28 protein-coding genes are annotated in these 26,672 nt (G+C 67.0%); 15 read left to right on the plus strand and 13 right to left on the minus strand.

Translation table 11 applies throughout. The annotated features are described in order from the left end of the window. Window positions 1–16: 16 nt before the first annotated feature. Entirely contained in the window at window positions 17–1,525 is a 1,509-nt protein-coding gene (locus ACFC0O_RS39505; RefSeq protein ID WP_375967259.1) for an MFS transporter, read from the minus strand. Between the two features lie 151 nt (window positions 1,526–1,676). Between ACFC0O_RS39505 and ACFC0O_RS39510 the strand changes: the two genes are divergently transcribed. From ACFC0O_RS39510 to ACFC0O_RS39520, 3 genes are all read left to right on the plus strand, one after another. After that, the gene (locus tag ACFC0O_RS39510; protein ID WP_375967260.1) at window positions 1,677–2,525 is read left to right on the plus strand and encodes a hypothetical protein; all 849 of its coding nucleotides are present in this window, start codon (window positions 1,677–1,679) and stop codon (window positions 2,523–2,525) included. Between the two features lie 202 nt (window positions 2,526–2,727). Then, window positions 2,728–4,281 carry a succinic semialdehyde dehydrogenase gene (locus ACFC0O_RS39515; RefSeq protein ID WP_375967261.1) on the plus strand — a complete coding sequence of 518 codons (1,554 nt, stop codon included), beginning with the start codon at window positions 2,728–2,730 and terminating at the stop codon, window positions 4,279–4,281. Window positions 4,282–4,380: 99 nt separating this feature from the next. After that, window positions 4,381–5,385 carry an immunity 49 family protein gene (locus ACFC0O_RS39520; protein ID WP_375967263.1) on the plus strand — a complete coding sequence of 335 codons (1,005 nt, stop codon included), beginning with the start codon at window positions 4,381–4,383 and terminating at the stop codon, window positions 5,383–5,385. Window positions 5,386–5,444: 59 nt separating this feature from the next. On the opposite strand, the gene ACFC0O_RS39525 is transcribed toward ACFC0O_RS39520, so the two are convergent. Next, complete coding sequence (locus tag ACFC0O_RS39525; protein WP_364634327.1) at window positions 5,445–5,852, minus strand: DUF779 domain-containing protein; 408 nt, start codon at window positions 5,850–5,852, stop codon at window positions 5,445–5,447. A 226-nt stretch (window positions 5,853–6,078) separates the two neighbouring features. Beyond that, window positions 6,079–7,314 carry a transcriptional regulator gene (locus ACFC0O_RS39530; RefSeq protein WP_375967265.1) on the minus strand — a complete coding sequence of 412 codons (1,236 nt, stop codon included), beginning with the start codon at window positions 7,312–7,314 and terminating at the stop codon, window positions 6,079–6,081. A 184-nt stretch (window positions 7,315–7,498) separates the two neighbouring features. Here ACFC0O_RS39530 and ACFC0O_RS39535 point away from each other — a divergent pair, with 184 nt between their 5' ends. From ACFC0O_RS39535 to ACFC0O_RS39545, 3 genes are all read left to right on the plus strand, one after another. After that, entirely contained in the window at window positions 7,499–8,374 is an 876-nt protein-coding gene (locus ACFC0O_RS39535) for an LLM class F420-dependent oxidoreductase (RefSeq protein ID WP_375967266.1), read from the plus strand. A gap of 75 nt (window positions 8,375–8,449) precedes the next feature. After that, entirely contained in the window at window positions 8,450–9,034 is a 585-nt protein-coding gene (locus ACFC0O_RS39540; RefSeq protein WP_375967267.1) for a hypothetical protein, read from the plus strand. Window positions 9,035–9,049: 15 nt separating this feature from the next. Next, entirely contained in the window at window positions 9,050–9,781 is a 732-nt protein-coding gene (locus tag ACFC0O_RS39545; protein WP_375967269.1) for a hypothetical protein, read from the plus strand. Here the strand turns inward: ACFC0O_RS39545 and ACFC0O_RS39550 are convergent. Both ACFC0O_RS39550 and ACFC0O_RS39555 read right to left on the minus strand, forming a co-directional pair. Continuing rightward, window positions 9,739–10,188: a nuclear transport factor 2 family protein gene (locus ACFC0O_RS39550; protein WP_364634314.1), complete on the minus strand. Its 450-nt coding sequence runs from the start codon at window positions 10,186–10,188 to the stop codon at window positions 9,739–9,741. The genes ACFC0O_RS39545 and ACFC0O_RS39550 overlap by 43 nt on opposite strands. 89 nt (window positions 10,189–10,277) lie before the next feature. After that, a complete protein-coding gene (locus tag ACFC0O_RS39555) occupies window positions 10,278–11,492 on the minus strand; it encodes an FAD-dependent monooxygenase (protein WP_375967271.1) in 1,215 nt (404 codons plus the stop codon). A 74-nt stretch (window positions 11,493–11,566) separates the two neighbouring features. Here ACFC0O_RS39555 and ACFC0O_RS39560 point away from each other — a divergent pair, with 74 nt between their 5' ends. The 3 genes from ACFC0O_RS39560 to ACFC0O_RS39570 all read left to right on the plus strand — a co-directional run bounded on the left by ACFC0O_RS39560 (window position 11,567) and on the right by ACFC0O_RS39570 (window position 14,849). Further along, window positions 11,567–12,121 carry a TetR/AcrR family transcriptional regulator gene (locus tag ACFC0O_RS39560; RefSeq protein WP_375967272.1) on the plus strand — a complete coding sequence of 185 codons (555 nt, stop codon included), beginning with the start codon at window positions 11,567–11,569 and terminating at the stop codon, window positions 12,119–12,121. A gap of 437 nt (window positions 12,122–12,558) precedes the next feature. Beyond that, window positions 12,559–13,539, plus strand: coding sequence for a hypothetical protein (locus tag ACFC0O_RS39565; protein WP_375967274.1), 981 nt, complete (start codon window positions 12,559–12,561; stop codon window positions 13,537–13,539). Between the two features lie 149 nt (window positions 13,540–13,688). Next, the gene (locus ACFC0O_RS39570) at window positions 13,689–14,849 is read left to right on the plus strand and encodes a polyprenyl synthetase family protein (RefSeq protein WP_375967275.1); all 1,161 of its coding nucleotides are present in this window, start codon (window positions 13,689–13,691) and stop codon (window positions 14,847–14,849) included. Between the two features lie 155 nt (window positions 14,850–15,004). Here the strand turns inward: ACFC0O_RS39570 and ACFC0O_RS39575 are convergent, their stop codons facing one another. The 4 genes from ACFC0O_RS39575 to ACFC0O_RS39590 form a co-directional block, all read right to left on the minus strand. Then, window positions 15,005–16,633 carry an amidohydrolase gene (locus ACFC0O_RS39575; RefSeq protein WP_375967277.1) on the minus strand — a complete coding sequence of 543 codons (1,629 nt, stop codon included), beginning with the start codon at window positions 16,631–16,633 and terminating at the stop codon, window positions 15,005–15,007. Window positions 16,634–16,710: 77 nt separating this feature from the next. Then, entirely contained in the window at window positions 16,711–18,210 is a 1,500-nt protein-coding gene (locus ACFC0O_RS39580; RefSeq protein ID WP_375967754.1) for a PucR family transcriptional regulator, read from the minus strand. A 255-nt stretch (window positions 18,211–18,465) separates the two neighbouring features. Next, window positions 18,466–18,879, minus strand: a complete 414-nt coding sequence (locus ACFC0O_RS39585; RefSeq protein WP_375967278.1) for a nitroreductase family deazaflavin-dependent oxidoreductase — start codon at window positions 18,877–18,879, stop codon at window positions 18,466–18,468. Between the two features lie 72 nt (window positions 18,880–18,951). After that, window positions 18,952–19,542, minus strand: a complete 591-nt coding sequence (locus ACFC0O_RS39590; RefSeq protein ID WP_375967280.1) for a TetR/AcrR family transcriptional regulator — start codon at window positions 19,540–19,542, stop codon at window positions 18,952–18,954. 63 nt (window positions 19,543–19,605) lie between these two features. On the opposite strand from ACFC0O_RS39590, the gene ACFC0O_RS39595 reads away from it, so the two are divergent. Next, window positions 19,606–20,424 carry a class I SAM-dependent methyltransferase gene (locus ACFC0O_RS39595; protein WP_375967281.1) on the plus strand — a complete coding sequence of 273 codons (819 nt, stop codon included), beginning with the start codon at window positions 19,606–19,608 and terminating at the stop codon, window positions 20,422–20,424. Window positions 20,425–20,427: 3 nt separating this feature from the next. Here ACFC0O_RS39595 and ACFC0O_RS39600 read toward each other — a convergent pair whose 3' ends face one another. The 3 genes from ACFC0O_RS39600 to ACFC0O_RS39610 all read right to left on the minus strand — a co-directional run bounded on the left by ACFC0O_RS39600 (window position 20,428) and on the right by ACFC0O_RS39610 (window position 21,982). After that, a complete protein-coding gene (locus ACFC0O_RS39600) occupies window positions 20,428–20,829 on the minus strand; it encodes a hypothetical protein (RefSeq protein ID WP_375967283.1) in 402 nt (133 codons plus the stop codon). 107 nt (window positions 20,830–20,936) lie between these two features. Then, entirely contained in the window at window positions 20,937–21,581 is a 645-nt protein-coding gene (locus ACFC0O_RS39605) for a DedA family protein (RefSeq protein ID WP_375967284.1), read from the minus strand. Window positions 21,582–21,649: 68 nt separating this feature from the next. Continuing rightward, a complete protein-coding gene (locus tag ACFC0O_RS39610) occupies window positions 21,650–21,982 on the minus strand; it encodes an ArsR/SmtB family transcription factor (RefSeq protein WP_375967285.1) in 333 nt (110 codons plus the stop codon). Window positions 21,983–22,072: 90 nt separating this feature from the next. On the opposite strand from ACFC0O_RS39610, the gene ACFC0O_RS39615 reads away from it, so the two are divergent. Together ACFC0O_RS39615 and ACFC0O_RS39620 are read left to right on the plus strand one after the other, a co-directional pair. Then, window positions 22,073–22,858 carry an SDR family oxidoreductase gene (locus ACFC0O_RS39615; protein WP_375967286.1) on the plus strand — a complete coding sequence of 262 codons (786 nt, stop codon included), beginning with the start codon at window positions 22,073–22,075 and terminating at the stop codon, window positions 22,856–22,858. Between the two features lie 56 nt (window positions 22,859–22,914). Further along, window positions 22,915–23,733 (plus strand): SDR family oxidoreductase, encoded by an 819-nt coding sequence (locus ACFC0O_RS39620; protein ID WP_375967288.1) that lies wholly within the window; start codon window positions 22,915–22,917, stop codon window positions 23,731–23,733. 6 nt (window positions 23,734–23,739) lie between these two features. Here ACFC0O_RS39620 and ACFC0O_RS39625 read toward each other — a convergent pair whose 3' ends face one another. Continuing rightward, complete coding sequence (locus ACFC0O_RS39625; protein WP_364634283.1) at window positions 23,740–23,934, minus strand: hypothetical protein; 195 nt, start codon at window positions 23,932–23,934, stop codon at window positions 23,740–23,742. Between the two features lie 97 nt (window positions 23,935–24,031). On the opposite strand from ACFC0O_RS39625, the gene ACFC0O_RS39630 reads away from it, so the two are divergent. The 3 genes from ACFC0O_RS39630 (at window position 24,032) to ACFC0O_RS39640 (ending at window position 26,665) form a co-directional block, all read left to right on the plus strand. Beyond that, entirely contained in the window at window positions 24,032–24,766 is a 735-nt protein-coding gene (locus ACFC0O_RS39630) for a molybdopterin-dependent oxidoreductase (RefSeq protein ID WP_375967289.1), read from the plus strand. Further along, window positions 24,750–25,370, plus strand: a complete 621-nt coding sequence (locus ACFC0O_RS39635; protein WP_375967290.1) for a cytochrome b/b6 domain-containing protein — start codon at window positions 24,750–24,752, stop codon at window positions 25,368–25,370. The genes ACFC0O_RS39630 and ACFC0O_RS39635 overlap by 17 nt, the downstream gene beginning before the upstream one ends. A gap of 110 nt (window positions 25,371–25,480) precedes the next feature. Then, window positions 25,481–26,665 carry a hydroxylase gene (locus ACFC0O_RS39640; RefSeq protein WP_375967292.1) on the plus strand — a complete coding sequence of 395 codons (1,185 nt, stop codon included), beginning with the start codon at window positions 25,481–25,483 and terminating at the stop codon, window positions 26,663–26,665. Window positions 26,666–26,672: the final 7 nt, after the last annotated feature.

The following is a 26,672-nucleotide window of genomic DNA, read 5'->3' on the forward strand; positions in this document are numbered from 1 at the left end:
CGAGCGGCCGGACCGGTCATGCGTTGGTCCCGGTGCGCGTGACGGATGCGTGCGCGCCCACGGCGCTCGCGACGCGAACGGCATCGGCGTCGGCATCGAGCGGGGTCTTTTCGCCCACCGGACCAGCCGCTCCCGTCGAAGGGATCGCATCCGGCGCGGTGGGCGCTCCGGCGGGAATCAGCAGACCCGCCAGCGCCCCGGCCAGCGCGAGCAGCGCCCCGGCGATGATCGCGGCGATGAAGCCGTCGGTGAACGCGTGCGCGGACTCGTACCCGCCCACGGCCGCGAAAACCGCTGCGGGGACCGCGATTCCGAATGCGCCGCCGAGCTGGCGCAGTGCGTTGTAGGTTCCGGACGCGGCCCCGACCGCGGAGATGGGAACCGCCCGCAGCACGGCGCTCTGGGCGGAGGGAATGGCCATCGATGCGCCGATACCCGCGATAACGAAGGGCGCGACCAGCATCGCGTACGGCAGGTCGGGGCGGGCGATGAGCGCGATCCAGCCGTATCCGATCGTCTGCAAGAGCAGGCCGAGCACCACCAGCGGGCGTTCGCCGAATCTGTTGACCTGTTTGCCCGCGACGGGGGCGACGAAGAACAGCGTCACCGTCCAGGGCGCGAGGCGCAGGCCCGCGCCCAGCGGACCGTATTGCTGTGCCACCTGGAGGAATTGGGTGAAGAAGAACGCGCCGCTGAAGATGGAGGCGGTCAGCAGGAAGCTTGCCGCATTGCCCGCGCTGAACGCGCGGGAGGTGAAGAATCGCATGGGAATCAGCGGGGCGGTTGTCCGCAGCTCCCAGCGCACGAAGGCGATCAACCCTGCCGCGCCCGCCACGAACGCCGCGACGACTTCGGTGCTGCCCCAACCGGATTCATTGCCGCGAATCAGGCCCCATACCGCGCCGAACGCCGCGACGCTCACCAGCGCTATCCCGACGTAATCCACTCTCCTTGCCTCGCCGAAGCTTTCGGCCAGGCGGGTGAGCACGAGCGGAATCAGCACCGCCCCGATCGGCACATTGATCCAGAAGATCCACTGCCAGGCCAGCCCCTGCACCACCGCGCCGCCGACCAGCGGTCCGCCGAGCGTCGCCAATCCCGTTGTGGCGGCGAAGAACCCGAGTGCCCGCGTGCGCTGATCCGGCGGGAAGGCAGCCGATAGCAGGGCCACGGCGACCGGCATGACCGCGGCCGCGCCGACGCCCTGCACCGTGCGTGCGGCGATCAGCCAGCCCAGATCGGGCGCCAGCGCGCATCCGGCCGAGGCCACGGTGAACAGCGTCAGCCCCGTCGCCAGTACGCGCCTGCGCCCGTACCGTTCGCCGAGCGCCGCGCCCGCCATCAGCAGTACCGCGAAGCTCAGGTTGTAGGCATTGATGGTCCATTCCAGCGCGCCGATCGAGGCGTGCAGATCGAGTTGGATGGCGTGCATGGCCGTGGTGACGACCAATGCGTCCAGCACGATCATCAATCCGGTGAGTGAGGTGAGCGCCAGTACCCAGCGCTGACCGACGGTCATTGTCATCGCGTGCAGTCCTTCTCCGAAGGGGTGTCGCGAATACATACCGGCGAGCCCGGCCGGATTCATCGGAGCCGTTAGTGCTTCGTTGGTGGATGCAGAGTCACCGCACCGACTCTTGGTGCAGACCAACGAACACCAAGAAGGTGAGAAGACAATGACCAGTGCCCCCAAGCCCGCCCTGAAACGTGCCGTGATGGTCGCTTCGGCATTCGCACTCGCCGCCGGCGCGCTCCAGATCGCCGCGGCTCCGGCGTACGCCGTGGCGGGCCCGACCACCAAATACGAGTGCCGCGATCTGCAGACCCCCGGCAAGCTCTTCCCCGGTGACGAAGTGGCGTGCACCGTCACCGTCAGCACCGCCGGGAACGACTCGTTCTCCAATGTCATTGCCGAAGTGACCATTCCGAACGGCACCGTGTACGAATCCGGCGGCAACAAGCTGGGCGGGCAGAAGGTGTCCTTCACCCTGGGCGAGGTCACCAAGAACAAGACCGCGTCGGCGACCATGACCGTCATGGTCGACGGCCAGACGCCGCCGAACACCAATATCTCCAGTGACGCGGTGGTCAAGGGCTTCGCCCCGAACGGCGCGTTCGACACCAACGCCTCCTCCAACACCCTGGTGGTCGTCTCCGCCGGTGGCGCACAGGGCACCCAGCTGGTCGCCAAGACCGATGTGGCCTCGGTCAACACCTTCGGGCGCGCCGAGACCCCCATTTCCGAATTGGTCGACGCCCCGGCCGGAGTCACCCCCAAGATCGAACTGGTGACCAGCGCCGAGCCCAAGAAGAGCTACGTCGGCTTCTCGATCATCGACAACGGCCAGAAGATCGCCTGGACCGCACTGTGCACCGCGACCGCACAGGAGAAGACCCAGTCCTTCACCGTGAAGATCTCCGCACCCGGTCAGGCGTCGGTGGAGGCCAAGACCACGGTCCTGCTCGGCAACAACGTTGCCAACCAGGGCATCGTCCCGCCCGCCAATTGCGCGCCGAAGCCCTGATCCATCTCTCGCACACGACATTGCCGGTGTGGCTTTCGAAGCCGCACCGGCAATGTCTTCGTGCGTTGCGGGCGAGCGCGATTGCCGACATTTTCGGACGGAAACCCGGCTCGACCGGCCGTATCCCGGACTCAGCCGTCACGGGTGCCCGGTAAGGGTAGATTGTGTGTACCCCGAGGTTACCCGTAAGTAGGAGGCGACGATGCCCGTCCCGGCAGCCGCAGTGTTCGAACGTCTGCGGACGTTCGCGGCCGTTGATACCACCGAGGATCGCGATATTCGCGCGATCACCGAGGTGTTCACCGGAAAGACGCTCGGTACGGTGCCGGTGGGCACGGCCGCCGATGTGACCGTCGCAGTCACCAAAGCGCGTGCGGCGCAGGCGGAATGGGCCGCACGCCCGGTCAAGGACCGGGCCGCGGTCTTCAATCGGTATCGGGATCTGGTGGTGGAGAACCGCGAGTACCTGATGGATGTGGTGCAGGCCGAGACCGGTAAGGCGCGCTGGGCCGCTCAGGAAGAGATCATGGGCCTGATGATGGCGGCCCGCTATTTCGCCCGTGTCGCACCGCAATTGCTGGCCTCGCACAGCGTTCCGGGCGCGTTCCCGGTGCTCAACCGGGCCGCCGTGCGCGCGGTGCCCAAGGGCGTCGTCGGTGTCATCGCACCGTGGAACTATCCGATGCTGCTTTCGATCGGCGATTCGATTCCGGCACTGCTGGCCGGTAATGGCGTCGTGGTGAAGCCGGACAGCCAGACCCCGTACTCCTCGCTGGCCAATGCCGAACTGTTCGCTCGCGCCGGACTGCCGCGCGATCTGTTCGCCGTGGTCACCGGTCCGGGTACGGTGGTCGGCACCGCCATCGTCGAGGCCTGCGACTACCTCATGTTCACCGGTTCCTCCACCACCGGCCGCACCCTGGCCGAACAGTGCGGGCGTCGCCTGATCGGCTTCTCCGCCGAACTCGGCGGTAAGAACCCGATGATCGTCACCGCGGGCGCGAACCTCGACAAGGCCGCCAAAGCCGCTGTGCGCGCGTGTTTCTCGAACGCCGGTCAGCTCTGCATCTCCATCGAGCGCCTGTACGTCGAACAGTCTGTTGCCGCCGAATTCACCGAGAAGTTCGTCACCGCGGTCAAGGCCGCGAAAGTCGGTGCGGCCTACGACTATTCGGAGGATATCGGCAGCCTCATCTCCGAAGCTCAGCTCGAAACGGTCACCAAGCACGTCGCCGACGCGGTCTCCAAGGGCGCGAAGGTCCTCGCGGGTGGCAACGCCCGGCCGGACCTCGGCCCGCTGTTCTATGAGCCGACCGTACTGGCCGAGGTCACCGACACCATGGAATGCGGACGCAACGAAACCTTCGGCCCGCTGGTGTCCATCTACCCGGTAGCCGATGTGGAAGAGGCGATCACCCGCGCCAACGACACCGAATACGGCCTCAATGCCAGCGTCTGGGCGGGCAGCAAGGCCGAAGGCGAGCGCATCGCCGAACGCCTGCACGCGGGCACCGTCAATATCGACGAGGGTTACGCCCCCGCCTGGGGCTCGACCGGCGCGCCGATGGGCGGTATGGGCATCTCCGGCGTCGGCCGTCGCCACGGTCCCGACGGGCTGCTCAAGTTCACCGAACCGCAGACGGTCGTGGTCACCAGGTTCCTGAATCTCGATGCGCCCCCGCTCATCTCGCAGGACAAGTGGCAGCCGTTCCTGATGGGCGTTGCCCGCGCCATCAAGTACCTGCCCGGCCGCTGATCCGATCCGCCCGCCTGCCCCGGCCCGAAACCACCGGTATGTTTCGGTACGGGGGCGGGCGGCGATGTCCGGCACCCTGTTTCGATTTCAGGAGGGCCAATGACGCTGAGCACGGGGCAGATCGGGCGGCACTATCCCTGCGATCCGGATGCGGAGCGGCCCGGTGGCCGCCTGGATGACGCGATGGATCTGGTCCACGAGCAGGTCTCGGGGGCGTGGGAGACCGCGCACGCGATTCTCGAGGAGGAACTGGCGACCGAACCCTTCATCGGGTTGCAGGCGGTGGCCAATGAATTCCTCGGGCTCGCGGGGTATTACAGTCTCGCCGATTTCGGCGACGGGAACACGCGCATCCGCTCGTACACCGAATCGGCGGCCAACGCGCTGGTGGGCCGGTTGCAGGCGGCGCGGCAACCGGCGGGCGGCTCCGCCGTCACCATGATCATCGAGGATGATCAGTACCGGGTGCCGGGCATCGGCGGCCGCCAACCCGGCCCCGCCGCATCGGATTTCGTGTCCGCGCTCTCGCTGGGTCTCATCACCCGCGATCCGCGGCTGCTGGCATTCCTGGTGGGCACTGCGGACCGGCCCGGTTTTCCACTGCCGGAATCGGACGATTACGCGACGCTGTGGGCACTGGGCTGGCAGCAGCTCCACGGCGGTGTGGCCGGTGTCCGGGATACCTTGCGGGCGGCCTGGAGCGCGGCCGCGGATAGTTCGGACGAATACGCCGTTCTGTGTGCCGCGCCCGCGATTCGGGCGCTCGACTACGCCACAACGGGTGCGGCGGCGGAATTCAACACCGCGATCGCCGAAGCGCTGCAACAGCATCGGCGATTCTGGGGTACGCCCGAACGATGTCTCGCGCCGGTGGGTTTCGTCTCCTGGCATCTGCTCGGACTGGCCGGTTTCGCGGCCGATCGCGGACTGCCGGTGACCGTCGAGTCCGGTTATCTACCGCCCGCGCTGCTCGATCGCGGGTGGACGATTCCCTTGGCCGAGGAGATCATCGTGCGCCCCAGGGTGACGCACGACGACCAGGGGCATCCGCTGTATCCGCTGCGGCTCGGTATCGACGGTCTCTGGGAACTGCTGCCGCAGTAGCGTTTTCACGAGTGGGCGGTGGCGCGGCCGGCCCGGAGAAACCGGCCGCGCCACCTTTCTCATCCGGTCAGGTCGGCGCCTCGGGGCGGCCTGGGAGCCGCCTCCAACACCGCCGCCTCGGCATCGGTGAACAACCGCGACCGGATGATGAATCGGACCCCCTCGGGGACCTCGAGGGAGAAGCCGCTGCTGCGACCGGATATCACGTCGACGGTCAGATGGGTGTGGCGCCAGTGCTCGAAATTACCGGCGCTCAACCAGAATGGCGTATCCGGGAAAACCCGGCCGAGCATGACATCGGCCGCCCCGACCCGGAAATCGCCCAGCGGATAGCACATGGGCGAACTGCCGTCGCGGCAGCCGCCGGACTGATGGAACAGGACCGGGCCGTGATGGGAGATGAGCACCTGCAGCACATCGGCCGCGGCATCGGTGATGGCCACCCGGGTGACCGAACCCGTCTTCATCTGACTCCTCCAGTGATAGCTCGGATGTCGTGGGAAGCGTTGGGCCTCAGACGAACCCGAGCTACGGTGACCGGGGTCACTATGACCCCGCCGGGTTGGCACAGGGTTGGCGCGCGGTTGGTGAAAAGTAGGCTGTTCACTGCAACCTCGGCGCAACGATGCGCCAACCCACGGGCGTTCGTGTCCTATTCGCCGGACCGGTCCGCTATGGACCGGTATCGACCAACTACGCGCGTAGTGCGGTGTGCAGCCGGGCCGTGGCCAGCGCGCGGCGACTGTCGCCCGGGGCGAGCAAACGCAGTGCGTGCTCGTGGATTTCGATATCGTCCGGGCAACGCTGCCCGAATCGCAAGGCGTGCTCGGGATTCCGGTCCGCGAGCACGGCGGTGCGCAGACCCACGTCGAGATGTTCGCGCCACTGCACGATGCCGGGAATATCGGAATCCGGTAGCAGCGGACCGCGATACAGCCGCACGGCGGTGGTCAGATCGCCCGCCTCCAGCGCCGCGAGCAATTCGGTGGCGTCACAGGCCAGCGGATCGGTGAGCATATAGCGGCGGTCCGCGATCTGACCGTCGGTCGCACGGCGCAGGCGCGAGACATCGGCCTTGAGGGTGCTGGGGGAGACGGACCGATCACCGTAGACGGCGGCGTGCAGACGCTCGGGGGTGTAACCCTCCGGCTCCAGCGCCAGCAGCGTGAGGATCTCCACCTGCCGCGGGCGCATGGGGACCTGCTGGCCCTGCTTGTACAGGCGCGGCACCCCGAGGCATTCCAGCCGGGTGCGCGCCACCGGTCTGGATTGCTCTGTGTGCAAACGGGATTCGATGGCGGTGACCAGGGCGCGCACCGTGGCCAGGATCATCGGATGCGAGCGATCCCAATAGGTCGACAGGTCCAGTACGCCGATTTGACGGCCGTCGGCGGCGCGAATCGGGGCGCAGTAGCAGACCCAGCCGTGCAACGCCTCCACCAGATGCTCGGCGGCCCAGACCGAGCTGGGGCGGCCGGTGTGCAGGGATAGCGCCACCCCGCTGGTCCCCATGTACGGCTCATCCCAGCAACCGCCGGGCGCGAGGTTCACGGTCTCGGCGCGCCGCCGCACCGCGCGGTCGCCGCAGCTGAACAGCACGGTGCCCTCGTCATCGGTGACGACCGCGATCATTCCGGCGTCCTCGGCGATGGCGCGAATCTCCCCGGCGAGTTCGGTGACCGGGGTGCGCAGCGGCGATTCGGCCCAGCGCGAACCCAATTCGTCCCGATCGGTGGCCGGCGCCACCGCCCGTGCGGGGTCCACGGTGCGCAGCGAGCGCTCCCACGACTCCACCACTTCCTCGCGCAGCACCGGCACCGGTGCACTCGCGGGACCGAGCGCGGGCAGCTGTTGCGTCCCCGTCGCCCACCGCGCCCACACCTTCTCCAACTCCGCACGCTGTTGGAAAATGGCCGGTAGCTGTGTCATCGCGCAAACTCCTCGCGGGCGACTCGGAAATGCGATACCCCATGATGGCGTGCACGAGCCCCGCCCGTACCCCATTCGGTGGAGTCCGCGCGTTAATTCGATTCGACCGTCTTCGCAGGCTTCGCCTGGCGTCGCGGGGCCGATGCCTGTGATCTTGTTCGGATTCGACTGGTAGACAGTAGGTATGGCGTACCCATTTCGCTTCGGTGTGAACATGATTGCCCCGTCTTCGCGCGCGAGCTGGATCGAGAAGTGTCGCCGGGCCGAACAACTCGGCTTCGATGTGATCGGCGTCCCGGACCATCTGGGCCTGGCCGCACCGTTCCCGGCGCTCATGCTCGCGGGAGAGGCGACCGAGCGGGTCCGGCTCAACACGTTCGTCCTGAACGCCCCGTTCTACAATCCGGTGCTGCTGGCGCGCGATGTCGCCGGACTCGATCAGCTCACCGACGGCCGGGTCGAACTCGGCCTCGGCGCGGGCTACGTCAGGGCCGAATTCGAAGCCGCCGGAATGCCTTTCCCGTCCGCTCGGGAACGGGTCGACCATCTCGAGCGCACCGTCGCCACACTGCGCGGGCTGTTCGCCGATCCGGAGTACACCCCGCGGCCGGTACAGCCCGGCGGGCCCACCCTGCTGCTCGCGGCGTGGGGAGACCGTTCACTGCGCTTCGCCGCCGCGAACGCCGATATCGTCGCCTTCACCGGCGCGGGTGCGAGCGATAACGGCCGCCTGACGCTCGCCGACAGCGCGGCCCTCGCCAAGCGCACCGACTATGTGCGCGACCATCTGGGCGGGCGCTCGGTGGAATTCAATCTGCTGGTGCAGGGCGTCATACCGGACGAAGAGCGTTCCGCCGCAGCCGATTATCTGGCCGCGCACCTGCCGTTCGAGTTCGACGGCGAGCTCGATGACCTCCCGGTGCTGCTGCTCGGCACGCCCGCTCAGATCGCCGATACGCTGCGCGAACGCCGGGAAACGTTGGGCTTCAACTACATCACCGTGCTGGAGCCCAATATGGAGAAACTCGCTCCGGTCATCGAGCTGCTGCGCGGGGAATGATCCGCTCATACGTTTGAGCCCGCCGCGTCGAGGCATTACGTCCGCAAGAAGACGGACTCGGCGAGGAGGAGCAAGATGTCGGGTGCAGTAGTAACCGTGATTGTCATCGTGGTGGTGATCGCCGCGGCAATCGTGATCGCGCTGGCGCTGATGCCACGCATGCGCAGTCGCAAATTGAAGGAGCGGTTCGGGCCGGAGTACGACCGCGCGGTCGAACAGTCGGACAACCGCCGCGACGCCGAACGTGAACTGGTGGAACGGCAGAAGCGGCATCAGCAGTTGCAGCTGCGCGAGCTGACCGACGATGAGAAGCGCCGCTACACCATGCAGTGGGCGCACGTGCAGGAACAGTTCGTCGACGATCCGGCGCACGCGCTGGAGAACGCCGATCGCCTGCTCACCCTGGCGATGGCCGATCGCGGCTATCCGACCGAGGATCCGGACCAGCGGGTCGCGGATCTCTCGGTCGAGCACGCCCAGCCGGTGGATCGCTTCCGCCGCGCGCATCAGATCGCCGGTCAGGCCGGACGCGGGCAGGTGTCCACCGAGGATATGCGCGCCGCGATCGTCGACTACCGGCAGCTCTTCGCGGAACTGGTGGACGGCAACGGATCCCAATCCGACACCGCCGCACCGCATTCCGCACGCGATAACCGATAAGTGAGGTACGACAAAATGAGCACTGACAAAGAGCAAGCGAAACAGGCCGCAGCACAGGCGAATACGGTGACCGGCAGTGATGTCCGCGCCGCCGGTTCCCCGGAGCGGCCCCAGCACACCGGTCGATCCGAGGACGCCCAGCGGGGCACGCCGGAAGCCCTCGACCCCCGCCGCGATCCGAATTCCCTTGGGGCGCAGGCACCGAGTTCGGTTGCGACACAGGGACCGGATGCCCGTCCGGCGCACGCACCGGATCAGGCGGTCCACGGACAGCCGAATCAGAACGTCGAGGCGGATCAGCGACTCCGCGCCGCCCAGCCGCAACCGCCCGCGAGCACGCAGCGGGCACACGAGGCCGGACAGCGACAGCCGAACGGTGGTCCAGCCACCGATGAGGCCGGACAGCGACTGCACAACGGCGGCCCGGGCACCGACGAGCAACGGCAGCACGGCGCCGGACAGAGTGCGCATCCGGTCGACTCGAACCAGCTGCGCGGGCAGTGGCGTGAAGTGCAGACCATGTTCGTCGACGACCCGCGCGATGCGGTGACCCGCGCCGACAAATTGGTCGAGGGCGGCATTCAGGCGCTGGTGGACAGCTTCGCCCAGCGGCGGCACGCGCTCGAACAGCGCTGGCACGAGGAAAAGGGTTCGGACACCGAGGAACTGCGCCAGGCGCTACGCGGGTATCGCGACCTGTTCGATCAGCTGATCACGGCCTCGGCCGGCGGGGCGACGAACATATAGGACTTCTCCTCTATCCGCCGGCTGATCCGCCACTGATCGTCCACCCGGACGAATGAGTCGTGGTACCAGAGCCCGCACAGCATCAAGCGGGGCAGACCGTCCGCACCGGCCACCACCATCGGGTTGTGGCACATGGTGCGGGCGGTCGCCGTATCACCGTCGACCTTGATGGCGGAGTTGGCGATCAAATGCTGGAACGCCGTGAAATTCGGCATGACCGTGGCGAGAAAAGCCTTGGTGGAGGCCACATCTCCGGCCGGTCCGCCCATCGCGGTGTAGTCGATATGGGCGTCGGCGGTGAAGATCTCATCGAGCAGTTCCCACTGCTTGGTGTCCACCGCATGGGAGTACCGGACCATCAGGTCCTCGATCTCCATCCGATCCGAAATCTCCTGCAGGGACAGCATGCGCGCCTCCGGGTAGTGCCTTCTGTACAGCTGGTGTTCGGTGCCCGAGCGTACGGCGCGGCGCGGATTGATCTTGTGGTTTCCGAAAATCAGGACACCGCGACCGTGTAGTCCTTGGCCGCGACGGTACGCGCCACCTTCTGCGGGGCACCACCGATGAGACCGCGCCAGGGCAGGTACGGCAGCAGGCGCACATTCAGATTGCGGACCTTGATCATCGTCTTGCTACCGGGCGCGTACCACTGGCCGACGCCCTCGGCGAACCGCTGGCAGGCATCCACCATGGGCCGCATCTCCCGCTCGTAGGCGGCGAACGCGATGCGGTAATCGCCTGCGGCGGCGGCCAATTCACCCGCGAGCAGATATGCGCCGACCAGTGCGAGGTCCGCGCCCTGACCCGAGAGCGGGGAAGCGCAGTACCCCGCATCACCGACCAGCGACACCCGTCCCCGGGACCAGGTGTCCATCTTGATCTGCGCCATGGCGTCGAAGTAGAAGTCCGGGGCGCTGTCCAATTCCGCCAGTAGCCGCGGCACCTCCCAGCCCTGCTCGGCGAAGGTGTCGGTCAGAATGCGCCGCTGGGCGTCGCCATCGCGGAAGTCGTAGTCGAGCTGTTCGGACGCCCACGCGAAAATCGCCTTGGCTTCGGTGTTCTCCCGCGCGCTGTAACTGCCCGCGATCTTGCCCGGGGTGTTGTAGTCCAGTTCCCAGTGATCCAGATTCAGCAGGTTGGGGATGGTGAAGATCGAGATGTAGTAGCCCATATGGCGGACGAAATCCGACTCCGGGCCGAAAACCAGTGCGCGCGTGCGGGAGTGGACGCCGTCGGCGCCGATCACCAGATCGAAGGTGCGGGCGGGGGAGTGCTCGAAGGTGACGTGCACCCCGTCGGCGGTCTCGGTGAGCTCGGCGATGGAATCGCCGAAGAGGTACTCGACATCATCGCGCGTGGCCTCGTACAGCACCCGCGCCAGATCGCCCCGGGCGATCTCGGTGTCGCCGCCCGCGCCGACGCCGTTGAAGACCTCGCTGCTGATACTCGCCTTGACGGTGCCGTCGGCGGACACATACGAGGTGCCGCGCTTCCCGGTCTGCAAGGCGTGCACCTGTTCCAGCAGTCCCATCCGGCGAATGACCTCGGTGGCGGTGCCGAGCACGTCGATGGCCTGACCACCTTCGCGCAGGGCCGGGGCCTTCTCCACGATGGTCGGCCGGAAGCCGTACCGCCGCAGCCAGAAGGCGAGAGCGGGACCCGCGATGCTCGCGCCGGAGATGAGGACGTTCTGGTTGGCCAGGTTTCGCATGAGCAGAACTGTACAAATGTCTTAGGCAATTGCGCAATACTTTTGTCTCAGGCATTTGCGCTAGTCTGCACGGCATGGGAAACCGTGAGGATCTGCTGGCCGGGGCGCGCACCTGCCTGTTCGAGAAGGGCTACGCCCGTACCACCGTCCGCGATATCGCCACCGCCGCGGGCGTGAGCATGGCCGCCATCGGCTACCACTTCGGATCGAAGGAAGCTCTGCTCACCGCCGCCCTCACCGAGGCGACCCGGGAATGGGGGACCGAACTGGCGCGTGCCCTCGCGGCGAACGATGTGACCGATCCGGACGCACTGCGCCGCTTCGCGACCCGATGGGACGCGGTCCGGGAATCGATCGCCGATCACCGCGGCGTCTGGGCGGCCACCTTCGACGCGCTCTCACACGCGGATTCTCGCGAGCAACTGGCCGCGACCATGCCCGAGGCGCGGGCGGGCCTGGCCCGGCTGTTCGGCGGCGATGCCGAGGACGATCGCACCGCCGGACTGGTGTACCAGGCGCTGCTCATCGGCGTGGCCGCGCAGTATCTGATCGATCCGGAAACCGCGCCCACCGGAAGCGATCTCGCCGATGGTCTGCGACGCATCACCGGCGTGGACGCGCATCGGTAATCTCATTCGCACGTACACCACGACGCCTCGACGCGTATTGATCAGTGCCGAAAGCACTTTCGTCGATGCGGTCGGGGATGCGACACCGTCAGAAGGCTCATCGCCCTGTGCATCCGAGGCGGAAGCCGTTCTCACCCTTGATCTCTCGATGCGAAGGTCATTTGCGCCACACCGGCCCGCGGCACTGCGCGCGGCGCCCGCTCGCGCGATAGAATCGGCGAAAGTGGTAGGGCTGATCAGATTTCCGGGTGTGACGACCGGTCTGATGCGGCGGGTGTGGGCCCCTTTGACAGCGATGCGGGCCGGGGAGCGACCGCTCTCCGACTCCGCCCGGCGACTCGCGTCACCGACCGAATAGCGGTCGGATCGCCGGATCTGCCCGAAACGCCGGTATTGTCGGGTGGGCGGGTAAACTGGTTGGGAGATAGGCAGTTTCGATGGAACCAACCGATTTTTTCATGCCGTACGCCCCGGTGGACCTCAATCCGCTGGAGCTGGAGGCAGAAGCGGGTATGTGGGAGTGGCTCGAGAAGTTCGAGCTCGTGCCCACCGAGTTGACGCGGCGGCGGATGGTACGCACCAGACCGGCGCGAATGTACGCACTCTGGTGTCCCAAGGCCGACGTCGAGGAGCTCACGCTGCTCAGCCAGTACACGGCTTGGGCTTTCGTGGTCGACGATCAGTTCGATATTGAAATCCCCGATCCACAGCGCTGTTTGGAAGCGGTACGCGCGCTCAACGCGGTATTCGACAGTGCCAGGCAACCTTCCGGCGTACTGGCCGTGGCGTTCGCTGATCTGTGGCGGAGACTGTGCGAGGGTCGCTCACCCGAATGGTGCGAGGCCGTACGCGCGGAGATCCGGGACTGGCTCTGGACGTATTACACCGAGAGCGTGGGGCGGCTTTCCGGAAATCTTCCGGATCTGGAGACCTATCGCGCGCATCGCCGAGATGGTGTGGCGCTCTTCGTCTTTCTCGACATCAGCGAGCGCGCCGAGGGGATAGATCTCTGCGCGCCCGCCCGCTACCTTCCGGCCATGCGCAGCCTGCGCGAGGCGGCGGTCGAGCATATGGGCCTGTTCAACGATGTGCTGTCGGTGGCCTCCGACGAAGCCTCGGGCTACCTGTACAACTCGGTGCTGCTGGCCGAATATCACTTCGGGCACAACCGGACCCGAGCGCTCGAGCTCGTCAACACCATGCTCACCGAGTGCATAGCCCGCATGACGGCCGCACTCGAGCAACTTCCGGCCGAACTCGCCGATGCCGGACTCGGCGATCGTGACCGCGCCGACACTTTGGCCACCGCGGGCAGTTACACGGTGTACGTTCGGGCGAATTTCGATTACCACTATCAGGCCGCCCGTTATACGAGCGCGCCGGTGGAGGCGCTGGAACACGGCCTGCCACTCACCTGAGCTGCGGCGCAGCCGCCGTTGCCGAAATGAAATCCACAGGCGGTCCCGCGTTTTCACGTTCGGATGGGACGATTGGGATCTTCTATGCATGGCCGCCCAATCACCGCCGGGTGGCTGCGGAGGCCGTGTCCGAGTGAGCGGGGCCGATTATGCGAGCGTCGAAACCGACCAGAACCACAGCGGGACAACGACTCGAGGGCATGCGCCGCTGGGGTCTGACCCGGCCGACCATGATGAAAACCATCGGCCACAGCGAAATACGCCAGCGGCCCGCCGAATACGGCCAACATTCCGATGGCGGCCCGCACGTCGCGGCCCGCAGACAGCTGGCCGCGGCGCGCCTGGCCATCGAACCGGTCCTACGCGCGGCGGTCGCCTCACTCTCCGAACCCATGGATCGCATGGCCGGATACCACTTCGGCTGGTGTGACGCCGAAGGTGTGGAGATCACCGGATCACAGGGCAAGGCCCTGCGACCCGCCCTCACCTTCGCGGCCGCGGTGGCATGCGGTGGAACCATCGAGAACGCCACCCACGCCGCCGCCGCGGTCGAGCTGCTGCACAACTTCTCCCTGGTGCACGACGACGTCATGGACGAGGACCGTTTCCGGCACGGCCGGCCCACGGTCTGGCGGGTCTGGGGTGAAACCAATGCCACCCTGCTCGGGGACGCGCTACAGGCGCTGGCCCTGGGCGTGCTCTCGGACGGTGTGCCCGAATCGGTGACCGCGGAGGCGGTGATCCGGCTGGCACGCGCCACCGTCACCCTGTGCCGCGGGCAGTACGAGGATTGCGCCTTCGCGGCGCGCTCCTCGGTGACCGTCGATGAATACCTGACCATGGCCGCGGGCAAGACCGGGGCGCTACTGGGCTGCGCGTGCGCCCTCGGTGCGCTGTGTGCCGGCGCGGATCATCGGGTGGTGTCCGCGATGCACACCTTCGGATGTGAATTGGGGCTGGTGTTCCAGCTCGTCGATGACGCCATCGATATCTGGGGTGATCCCGAGGTGACCGGAAAACCCGCGCACAGCGATCTGATTCAGCGCAAGCAGTCGTTCCCGGTGGTCTGCGCATTGGCCTCCGATACCGGACCGGGCCGGGAGTTCGCGCGTCTCTATCACGCCCGGCAGCCGATGACCGCGCAGCGGGCGGCGCGGGCGGCGAACCTGATCGAGGAGGCCGGTGGACGGCAGCGCACGCTGGGGCGCGCGGCCACGGCACTGGAATCCGCACTGGGTGTGTTGCCACCGGAAATGGCCGCCGCCGATCTGACGGCGCTGGCTCATCTGGTGGCCTACCGGGACAAATAGCGGTGAACGAGGCAAAGGCGATTTATGTGTAACCGACGGTTACACATACTTTGACTCTTACCAAAGAAGGGGATTTGCCGCACACGACGGGCGGCTGATGGATACGACCATAGCATCCCGCCCGCCGTGCCGCGGCCCCGCCCCGGAAATTCGCCCTAACCGAATACCCGCGCACCGCCGACATAGGTCTGCTCGACCTTGGCGTCGGCGATCTCGGTGATCGGATGCTCGAACGGATTACGGTCCAGCACAACGAGATCCGCGAGCATGCCGGTGCGCAGACTGCCCGTGTCATCGCGCCGGTTCGCATAGGCAGAACCCGCGGTGTACGCGGCCAGGGCAGTCATCAGGTCCAGACTCTGCTCGGGCAGCAGCGGCGGCAGCGCCGAACCGGGGGTGACGCGGTTGACCGCCGTGTGAATGCCGGACAGCGGATTCAGATCGCTGACCGGCCAGTCGCTGCCCGCCGCCAGCGTGGCGCCCGCGCGCAGCAGATCACCGAACAGGTATTGCCGATCACGCAGGCCCGCGCCCAGGAACGGCAGGGTCAGATCATCGAGCTGCGGTTCGTGCGCGGCCCACAGCGGTTGCAGATTGGCGACCGCGCCGAGCCGCTGGAAACGTCCCATATCGTCCGGATGGATCACCTGCAGATGCGCCAGCTGATGCCGATTGCCGCGCGGGCCGTTGGCGATCAGCGCGGCCTCGACCGCATTGAGCGCCTCCCGCACGGCACGGTCGCCGAGCGCGTGGAAGTGCACCTGGAAATCGAGTGCGTCCAGTTCGGTCACATAGCCGCGCAATGCCAGCGGATCCACGAAACTCATGCCCGCGTTGGCGGTACAGCAGCCGCGATGGTCCAGATAGGGCTCGGTCATGGCGGCGGTGAAGTTCTCGGCGATACCGTCCTGCATGATCTTGACCGTGTCCAGGCGGAAGCGCTCGCTCCCGAACTGCTTGCGGCGCAGCACCATTGCCTCGATCTGGGTGACGTCGCGGTCGCGTTCCCACCACTGCGCCCCGGTGACGCGCGCGGTCAGCAGCCCCTGTTCGGCGGCGCGGGCGAAGGTCGCCGCGGAATCCATATTGCGGTCGTAGCCGCCGACGATCGCCTCCTGCCAGCCCGTGATCCCGAGCGAATGCAGCAGTTCCTGTGCGCACAGCAGTCCGGTCAGCCGGTCCTGCGGGGTGATCTCCGGCAGCACCCGCTCCACCAGCGCCATGGCGGCTTCCTGGAGCATTCCGGTTGGGCCGCCATCGGTTTCGCGTTCGATCCGGCCATTGGCGGGATCGGGGGTCGCGGCGGTGATCCCCGCGAGCTCCAGCGCGCGGGTGTTCGCCCAGGCTCCGTGATGGTCCCGATTGACCAGATACACCGGCCGGTCCGCGACCAGCGCGTCGAGCTGCTGCCGGGTCGGCTGCCCGCCCGGGAAACTCTCCATGGACCAGCCGCTGCCGGTAATCCATTCGCGCTCAGGATGTTTGGCGGCGTAAGAGGCGATTCGGCGCAGGTACTCGGCCAGGTCGACCGTTCCGCTCAGATCGCAGGCGGCCAATTCGATACCACCGGCGGCGGCGTGCACGTGCGCGTCCTGGAAGCCGGGCAGCAGTGCGCGCCCGCCCAGTTCGATCACCTCGGTGGCGGGACCGATGGCGGCGCGCACCTCGGCGTGCCCGACCGCGCTGATACGATCGCCGGTCACCGCCAGCGCGGTCGCACGGCTGCGGGCGGAATCCATGGTGAGCACCGCACCGCCGGTGAACACTAGGTCGGCATGGGACATGAAACTGCTCCTGACAGCGCTGGAAGTCGGTTGCGGCTCATAATCAACCAGCGTCCCATCCCGGACCGGACACCGGGTCAGCTGCCCCGGGCCAGAATCGCGAGCAGCAGTTCGGCGCGCACGCGCGCGCTGTCCAGATCGCAGCCGAGCAAACCCTGTGCCGTCGCAATGCGTTTGCGCAGGGTATGGCGGTGCACACCGATAGCGGCGGCGGCCGTCTCCCACTGGCCATTGGCCTCGAGATAGGCGCGCAGCGAATGCAGCAGATCCGAACCGTGCGCCGCGTCATGATCGATGAGCGGGGTCAGCACGGTATTGGCCAGGGTGTCCAGCACCCGGCGGGTGGAATCGAAGGACAGCAGCGATCTACCGGTGAGCGCGCCGAATTCCGATGGGGCGCTACCGCGTTCGGCGGCCGCGGCGGCCAGGCCGGCGGCATCGGCGGCGACGGTCAGTTCGGGGAGCGGATGTTCACCGCTCAGGCCGAAGCGCACCGAACGACTCGTGCTCTCGCCCAGATCGGCGGCGAGTTCGCGGGCGAAGGCGACGGCGGCGACCCCGGGCAGCACCACCAGTACGCGGCGCGCGAGCAGATGCAGGAACAGCGGATGACCCGAGCGCACCGCCATGCTCTCGGCCACCGAGCGGATCTCGTCGACCGCGTCCAGGCTGTCGCAATCGGCGGCGAGGACTCGAATGCGCCCGGCGGCATCGGCGGCCTGCGCCAGATGCGTCCAGGCGGGGGTCAGATCGGATTCGCTGCTCAACAGCAGGCCCAGCACGGTGCTGTTCAGTCGATGCTGGGCCTCCCATAGTCGTGCCGGTTTCTCGAAATCCAAGGCCAGCAACGAATTCGCGTGACCGAGCAGAATCTGATCGACCGCACTGAGCGGGGCGGAGCTCACCACCACCAGATTGCCGTGCACGCGGCCGCCGACACCGATGCGCTGATGGGTGATCGAGCGGCCCTGATCGGTGTGCACGCCGCCCGGATCGGTGGCGATGGCGGTGCGAACCGTATGCAGCAGTTCGTCATCGGGGGTATCGGGGTGCACATCGGTGACCCGGGTTTCCGCGTCCAGCACCAGCACGGTGGCGCGCAGCGCGGTGGCGAGCTCACGCACGATGGCGCGCGCACCCGAACGCACCAGGGCACGGGTCATGCGGGGTTGCGTGCGCGAGGCCCGCAGCAGGGCGTCGTGCTGGAGCTGGGCCGAGCGCGCGGCGATCCGGGTGGCGACGGCGGCGAACGGGGTGGACGGCGCGACCTCGAAAAGCGGCAGCCCGATCTCGTCGGCGGCCTTGATCAGATCCTCGGGAATGGCCGGATGGGTTTGGCCGACGCCGAAACCGACTGCGGCGACGCCTCGTTCATGCAGTCGGCGCAGGTAGGCGACTCGGGCGACGTGGGTCGCGGGTAGTTGCAGGCCGGTGGTGAGGACAAGTTCACCACCGGACAGCCAAGGGAACGGATTCTCCGTTTCGATGGTGAGCACCGACTCGATGGTGCGGCCGATACCCGCGACGCCGCCGCGCAGCGGAATCTCCAGATCGGGCTGCGCGAGCACCCAGCTCACCGGTACGGACACCCAACCCCCTCCGCCGAATCACCAGAATTACGTGTCGCATGAATGCAACGCCATGTGAAAGCAACGCCGTGTGAATCCGATGCCGCTAATTCTCCGAAGCCGTTAATGCAAGGGTAGGGGAGTGAGTGTACAGAATGTCGAAGACACGTTCCGCGAATAACCATTTCGGCGCGTGGTTACCGGCGAGTCTGGGTTTTTTGTACGAAATTGTGCCGCGCGTGATTGTGGTTACGGCAGCGTAGGTCAGGCCGGTTGCCGGTGCACCACGGCTACCGGAATCTCCCGGGTGGTGTTGCGCCGGTACTCGTCGAACTGGGGCATGACCGCGACCATGCGATCGTACAGCTCCGCCCGCTCCGCGCCGGAGGTGAATTCGGCTTTGCCCGTGTAGGTTTCGGTTCCCAGCTCGACCGTCAGCTCCGGATTCGCGCGCAGATTGTGGTACCAGGCCGGATGCTTGTCCGCGCCACCGTTGGAGGCGATCAGCACGATCCGGTCACCGTCGGCCACGTACACCAGCGGACTGGTGATGGCCCGCCCGGACTTCGCGCCGGTCGTGGTGATGAGCACCAGGTTTTTATTGCCCTCGAACGGCCCGCCGACCTTGCCGCCGTTCGCGCGAAATTCCTGGATCACATTTTCATTGAAGGCGTTCATCGCACCCGTCCTGTCGCTGTCGTCCTACGGTCTCCCGGCACCAACCCGGGGTGCGCCGACGAAATTCCGCACCTACCGAATCTGGGATCCGGACAACACCGTCGCCACCATGCGGCGCACCGCGACGGCGTCCGGCGGCGTGCCGGTGCGGTCGGCGAAGAGCAGATGTCCCGCGCCGATGAGGGTGGGGGCGAGGGCGTCCACATCGGCGTCGCGGGTGAGGCGGCCCAATTCGCGCTCGGCGGTGAGATATTCGGAGATCATGACGGTCGCGTCCGATAGCAGTGGGACGCCGATCGGGCGGGTGCGGCGCAGCCGGGTGCGCAGTTCGTCGCGGAAGATGATCAGACTCACGATGGCCACGGCGACGGGGCCGAAGACCTTGGTGACGGCATCGGCGAGATTGTCGTCGACGGTGCCAGTGCCCGCGGCGTCACGCAGTTCGGTTGCGTCGCGGGCGAGTTGAGCGATTCGGTCCCGGACCAGTTCGGCGAGGAAATCGTCGAAATCGGAGAAGTGGCGGTGCAGTACGCCTTTCGCGCAGCCCGCCTCGTCGGTGACGGCGCGACTGGTCAAACCGCTGGGTCCCGCGCGTAAGATCACGCGTTCGGCGGCGGCGAACAGTTGTTCGCGAACGTCACGGAGGGCTATGCCGGTGGGCACCGTAAATCCTTCTCTCACAGGGCGATCGTTGACGAGTGGGCAGGTGCCCACTAGAGTGGGCGCATGCCCACAATACCGCCGGAACCGGCGGTTCCGCGTGCACCGGAGCCGCATACGCATCGCGATGTCGCCGAATCGTTCGGGGTGGACGCCGCACGGTACGACCGGAGTCGCCCGCACTATCCCGAAGCGATGATCCGGCAGCTGGTCGCCACCGGCCCGGGTCCGCGCGTGCTCGATATCGGCTGTGGCACAGGCATATCGGCGCGGCAACTACAGGCCGCGGGATGTGCGGTGCTGGGCGTCGAACCCGATGCGCGCATGGCCGAATTCGCGCGCGGCACCGGGGTCGAGGTCGAGGTCGGCACCTTCGAGACCTGGGATCCCGCCGGTCGGGAATTCGATATCGTCACCGCAGGACAGGCGTGGCACTGGGTCGATCCGGTAGTCGGGGCCGCCAAAGCCGCGGACGTGCTGCGCCCGGCGGGCAGGTTCGCCGCGTTCTGGAATGTCGCCGACGCGCCGTCCGAGGTGACGGAGGCTTTCATCACCGCCTATCGGCGAGTGCTGCCCGATTCGCCGTTCGATACCGCCGCCATGCGGCGGGGTGCCACCGGCTCCGGCGCGGTCACCGACCGGGCCACCGAGGGGCTGCGCAAATCGGGCCGGTTCACCGAACCCGAGGTGTGGCGGTTCGAGTGGGAACAGCCGTACACCCGCGCCGAATATCTGGACCTACTACCGTCCCAGGGCACACTCACCCAGCTCGCGCCGGAACCGCTGGCGCAGATACTCGACGGGGTCGGTGCGGCCATCGACGCGCTCGGAGGCCGTGCGGTCGTGCGCTATACGACCGTGGCGGTCACCGCGACGCGCGGGTGAGCGTTATTCGCTGAAGGCGTCGCTGTCGAAGCCGTGCGCCTGGGCCACCAGATCGTAGAAAGCCCAGACCCCGCCCCGATGGTATGAGTCCGGATGCTCCGAACCGCCCATGAACGGATAGGGCGCGGCGATGTAGACCTCTTCCGCCGCGAGCGGACCGAGGCGACGGCGAATGGCCGAAACATGCTGGGGCTGCAGGATATACGTGATGACATCGGGGTCGAACAGGACCCGATCCACGAAGGCCGACAGATCGTCGAAGGTCCCGTAGACCTTGGTGCCTGGGAAATACGGGTCCAGAATGGCGTATTCGCCGGTACGGGTGCTCATGAGCAGGGCATGGCCTAGGTCGGTGTAGCCGATCACCCGGTCGAAGCGCGGGAACTGCGGTGCCCACGCCGGCATCACCCTATCGAAGTGATGCGGTCCGACGAGTTTGAAAGCAACGCTGGTCACTGGCCATATCCAACCAGAGCGGACGAAACGCTCGGCAGGTGGCATCCCGGGACGGGTCAGTCGGCCTCGTGCGCGGCCTCGTAGTTCGCCTCGAAGGAGCGCTCGCGGCGGCGTTCGCGCACCTTCCAGACGATCAAGCCGACGATCACCAGCACCGCGACGCCGATGGCGATATCGCGGCCGACGGTCTTGGCTACCCGCTCATAGGAATTGCCGGCGATGAAGCCGAGCACCACGAACGTTGTGCCCCAGACGATTCCACCGAACGCGTTGAAGGCGAGGAAGCGGCGGTACGGCATCTTCGAGGTGCCGGCCAGGGCGGGCATCATGGCCCGGAAGAACGCGGTGAAGCGGCCGAGGAAGACCGCCCAGCCGCCGCGCCGGGCCAGGAAATCCTGCGCCTGCTCCACCCGCCCGCGATGCTTGTCGAGAATCCGCACGGCCAGCAGTCGCGGACCGACCTTCTTGCCGACCTCGTACCCGACGCTGTCGCCCACGATCGCCGCGACCACCACCAGCACGATCATCGCCCAAAGCGCCACGTGCCCTTGACTTGCCGCGACGCCGCCGAGCACCGCCGCGGTCTCCCCGGGCACCACGAATCCGACGAAGATGGCGTCCTCGACGAAAACCAGTGCGGTGACTATCAAATAGATCCACACCGGTGCGATGTCCAAGATCCGGTGCAGCAGCGAATTCATGCCGCCACGCTACCCATTGAACCCATCACACCGGATATCGAATGCGTAAGCGGCTCAGGGAAACAAGTTCACGAGCGTGCCGCCGCGCCGTCTTCGACCGGCGGCCGCGCCCCGAGCACCGCGTCCAGCAACCCCGGAAACCGTTCCGCCAGTTCGTCGCGCCGCAATTCCACCAGCTTCACCCGGCCTTCGCGCCGCTCCCGGGTGATGCCGGATTCGCGCAGCACCCGCCAGTGGTGAGTCGCCGTCGGCTTGGTGACGGTCAGGGGAAGACTGCCGCAGGTTCGCGCGTCCTCGGACGCCGCCAGCTCCCGCACGATGAACAGCCGCACCGGATTGCCCAGCGCGGCCAATACGTCTTCGACCGCGAGGCGGTCCAGATCGGGGTGGTAGACGGTCACAGTTCGATTGTATGAGTTCTTTCTAACATTGCAACTGTTCGATGAAACTCATACGTTCGAACTGTTGATTCACCACGCGAAAGGACACTCATGGATCTGGAACTGAACGGCACCACCGCGGTCGTGACCGGCGCGAGCCGGGGGATCGGGTTGGCGATCACACGCGAACTCATCGCACAGGGCGTGCGGGTCGCCGCCGGAGCCCGCCGCGGCACCGCGGAGCTCGAACGCACCGGCGCGATCGTCATCGAGGCAGATCTCACCACCCCGGACGGACCCGCCAGGTTCATCGAGGCATCGACCACCGCATTGGGCGGGATCGATCTACTGGTCAACAATCTCGGCGGCGGAGGCGATCACGAACTGCCCGCGACCTTTCTGGAATCCACCGATCGGCAGTGGACGGATATGTTCGAGCTGAATTTCTTCAGCATGGTCCGCACCACCCGCGCGGCACTGCCCGCACTGCTGGAACGACGCGGCGCGATCATCAACTTCTCCTCCATCACCGCGCGCATCCCGCACACCTCGCCGCTGACCTACGCGGCCGCCAAGGGCGCGGTGAGCACGTTCAGCAAAGGGCTCGCCGAGGAGTACGGGCCGCGCGGCGTCCGGGTCAACACCATCTCGCCCGGACCCGTGCTGACCGAGCAGTGGACCGGACCCGACGGCACCGGAGCCAAGTTCGCGGCCGCTCGCGGTGTGAGCCAGGAGCAGTTGCTGCGCGATATCCCGTGCGAAATGGGTGTCACCACAGGCGAATTCGCGCAGCCTCGGCAGGTCGCCGCGCTGGTGGCCTATTTGGCATCACCGCTGGCGGGCGCGACGCACGGGGCTGACCACGTCATCGACGGCGGCGCCATCAAGACGGTGTGAACTCGCCGCGACAAAGGCTTGCTTGGAGTGCACTCCAGCTGATTACCGTTGAGCGCATGAGCAAAGTTTGGTTCATCACCGGGGTCTCACGAGGATTCGGCCGCGAATGGGCGGTGGCTGCGCTGGAGCGCGGCGACAGCGTGGCGGGCACGGCACGCGATCTGGGCACGCTCGATGAGTTGGTCGCGAAGTATCCGGATACGTTCCAGGCGTTCCAGCTCGATGTCACCGATCGCGAGGGCGATTTCGCCGCCGTGCGAGCGGCCGCGGATCGGTTCGGGCGGCTCGACGTGGTCGTCAACAATGCGGGGTACGGGCAGTTCGGCATGATCGAGGAACTGTCCGAGGAGGAACTGCGGGCGCAGTTCGAGACGAATGTGTTCGGCGCGCTGTGGGTCACCCAGGCCGCGCTGCCGATTCTGCGGGCGCAGGGGAGCGGGCACATCCTGCAGGTGTCCAGCATCGGCGGTATCGCCGCTTTCCTGAACCTGGGCGCGTATCACGCCTCCAAGTGGGCGCTGGAGGGGTTCTCCCAGTCGCTCGCGCAGGAGGTCGCGCCGTTCGGGATTCATGTAACCCTCATCGAGCCGGGCGGTTTCGGCACCGACTGGGCCGGAGCGTCCGCCAAGCACGCCACGCCCATCGAGGCGTATGAACCCGCTCGTGCGGCGCGTGCGGCTCAGCGAGCGCGCAACCAGCCCGGTGATCCGACGGCCACCGGCGAGGCGATCCTGAAGGTAGTCGACGCCGACAAGCCGCCGCTGCGCATCTTCCTGGGTGAGAACCCGCTCGCGATGGCGACCGCGGAATACGAATCCCGGCTGGCGACCTGGCGCGAATGGCAGCCGGTTTCGGCTGCGGCACAGGGCAACTGAGCTCGGTCAGCGGCGCAGGCCGCCGCGCCAGCCGCGCACGGCCAGCAGCACACCGGCGATGAAGACGATCGGTCCGATGATCGACCAGGTGACGGTGCCGGTCATCGGACTGCCGGAGACCACGCCGAAGCCCTGGAGCGCCCAGAGCCCTCCGGCCAGGGCGAGGATGACACCGAGCGCGACGAGGATGGGGCTGCGCATAGCCGGGCCTTTCGTTGGCACCGCGCGGAAGCGGTTCTCGACACCACCGTAGCCGCCCCGGGTGGGCGCGGCGGCGCACGCGGTGGATAGTGGAGTCGTGCCCGCCGACAAGGCTTCCCAGCCCGACGATCCAGGCGCACCCGTCGGACGCCGGGTGGTGCTGGGGTTGCTGGCCGCCGGGGCGGCCGGGGTGCTGGGCGGGGCCTCGATTCAACGGGGCCTCGCGGCGGTGCTCGGCCCCATCGGCAATCACGATCCGACGGGGCTGATCGGGCTGTTGCCGGTGGGCAATACGTTCCGCTTCTATTCGGTGACCCGCGGCGCGCCGAGACGCGATGAGAGCAACTACCGGCTCGATATCACCGGACTGGTCGACACCCCGCGCAGTCACACCCTCCCGGAGTTGCGCGCGCGGCCGCAGACCACGCTGGTGCGCGACTTCCAGTGCGTCACCGGCTGGCGAGTGCCCGAAGTCCATTGGCGCGGAGTGCGTTTGGCCGATCTGCTGGACGACGCGGGCGTCAAGAACACGGCGACCGCGGTGCGCTTCACCTCCTTCGACGGCACCTATACCGAGAGCCTGACCCTCGATCAAGCCCGGCGCGATGACGTCATCGTCGCCCTGGAAATGATCGACGGACCGGTCAGCCACGATCACGGCGGGCCGGTTCGGCTGTATGTTGCGCCCATGTACGGCTACAAGAGCTGTAAATGGCTCTCCGGAATCGAGCTGACCAGCGACGTCGTCCCCGGCTATTGGGAGCGCCGGGGCTATTCGATCGACGGCTGGGTCGGCGCTTCGAACGGGCGTGATGATGACCCGACCAGCTGAGCTGCACCGCTTCGGGCGGGTCGAACGCTGGGTGCACTGGCTGGTCGCGGTGCTCGTGCTGATCTGCGTAGCCACCGCCGCCATCCTGTACAACGGCTCGCTCGCGGTACTGGTGGGCAATCGGCACATCGTCGAATTGGTGCACGTCTATTCGGGTTTCGCGCTGCCCGTGCCGATCCTGCTCGGTCTGGTCTCGCGGGCCTACCGCGCCGATCTGTCCCGGCTGAACCGATTCACCGCCGCGGATCGACTGTGGTTCCGATCCAAGGCGCGCCGACTGTTCGGCACCGATGTCGGGAAATTCAATGCCGGACAGAAACTCAATGCCGCGCTGAGCGCCGGATCGATCTTCGTCCTGTTCGGCACCGGCATCATCATGTACTTCCCGGACTGGACCCGTCTGGTCTGGCGCACCGGCGCGACCCTCATGCACGACTGGTTCGCGCTGGCGTTCGGCATTCTCGTTGTCGGGCATGTCATGTACGCACTGCGCGATCGAGAAGCCATGCGCGGCATGCTCACCGGTACCGTCTCGCGACGCTGGGCCGACCGTGAGCACATGCTGTGGGCCGCCGAGCACGACTCCACCGACGAGACATCCTGAGACCCGGTCACCGGGAACTCCGCCCGCTGTGGCCCCCGTCACGGCTAGCTTCGACGTAGCCCCGTCGCACGGCGGGGCCGAGGTCGTGAGTTGGTTCGAAAGGTGCGGGCATGTCGCACAAGGTTGTTCAGCGGGTCGAGGAGCTCGCCGCCCAGCTGGCGGCGCACGCCGAGGAGACCGAGCGGGCAGGCAAACTGTCCGAGAAGAGCGTCGCGCTGGTACGCGAGGCCGGGGTGATGCGAATGCTGCAACCCACCGAATTCGGCGGATACGCCGCACATCCCAGGGATTTCGCCGAAGCGGTGATGGCGACCGCCGCCGCCTGCGGCTCCACCGGCTGGGTGTGCGGGGTCGGCGGTGTGCACCCCTGGGAGATGGCCCTGATGGATCGCCGTCTGCAACAGGAGGTTTGGGGCACCGATCCCGATACCTGGATCGCCTCCCCGTACGCGCCGCAGGGCGTGGCCACCCCGACCGACGGCGGCTACATTCTGCGCGGCCGCTGGAGCTTCTCCTCCGGCACCGACCACTGCGATTGGATCTTCCTGGGCGCGTTGGTCGGCAACCCCGACGGCACCCCCGTCATGCCGCCGCGCACCCTGCACGTGGTGCTGCCGCGCGCGGACTACACGATCGTCGACGACTCGTGGGATGTCATCGGGCTGTGCGGAACCGGCAGTAAGGATGTCAGCGTCGACGGCGCGTTCATCCCCGACTACCGCACCATCGATTCGGAGGAGGTGGCCTCGGGAACCATTGCCGCCGACCGCGCCGGGCGCACCGAAACCGTGTACCGGCTGCCGTTCTGGGCCATGTTCCCGCTCGGCATCACCGCCGCGGTCATCGGCATCGCCGAGGGCGCGCTGGCCGCGCACCTGGACTATCAGCGCAATCGCATCACCGCCATGGGCACGGCCATCAAGGATGATCCGTACGTGCTGTACGCCATTTCCGAGGCGGCCTCGGAGATCGCCGCCTCGCGTTCGCAACTGCTCGACGGCATCAGCCGCCTCTACGATCTCGCCGATGCGGGCAAGACCATCGCCTTCGAGGACCGATCGGTAGTGCGCCGCAACCAGGTTCGCTCGGCCTGGCGAGCGGTTGCGGCCGTGGATGAGATCTTCGCGCGCTCCGGCGGTAACGCGGTGCGCAAGAACAATGCGCTACAGCGCTTCTGGCGTGACGCGCACGTGGGATTGCAGCACGCCATCCACATTCCCGGATCGATCTACCACTCCGACGCTCTGACCTCGATGGGTGTCGAGCCACAGGGCATGCTGCGCGCACTGATCTGATACGGGT

Source organism: Nocardia sp. NPDC056100, from assembly GCF_042266325.1.
Taxonomy (GTDB): Bacteria; Actinomycetota; Actinomycetes; order Mycobacteriales; family Mycobacteriaceae; genus Nocardia.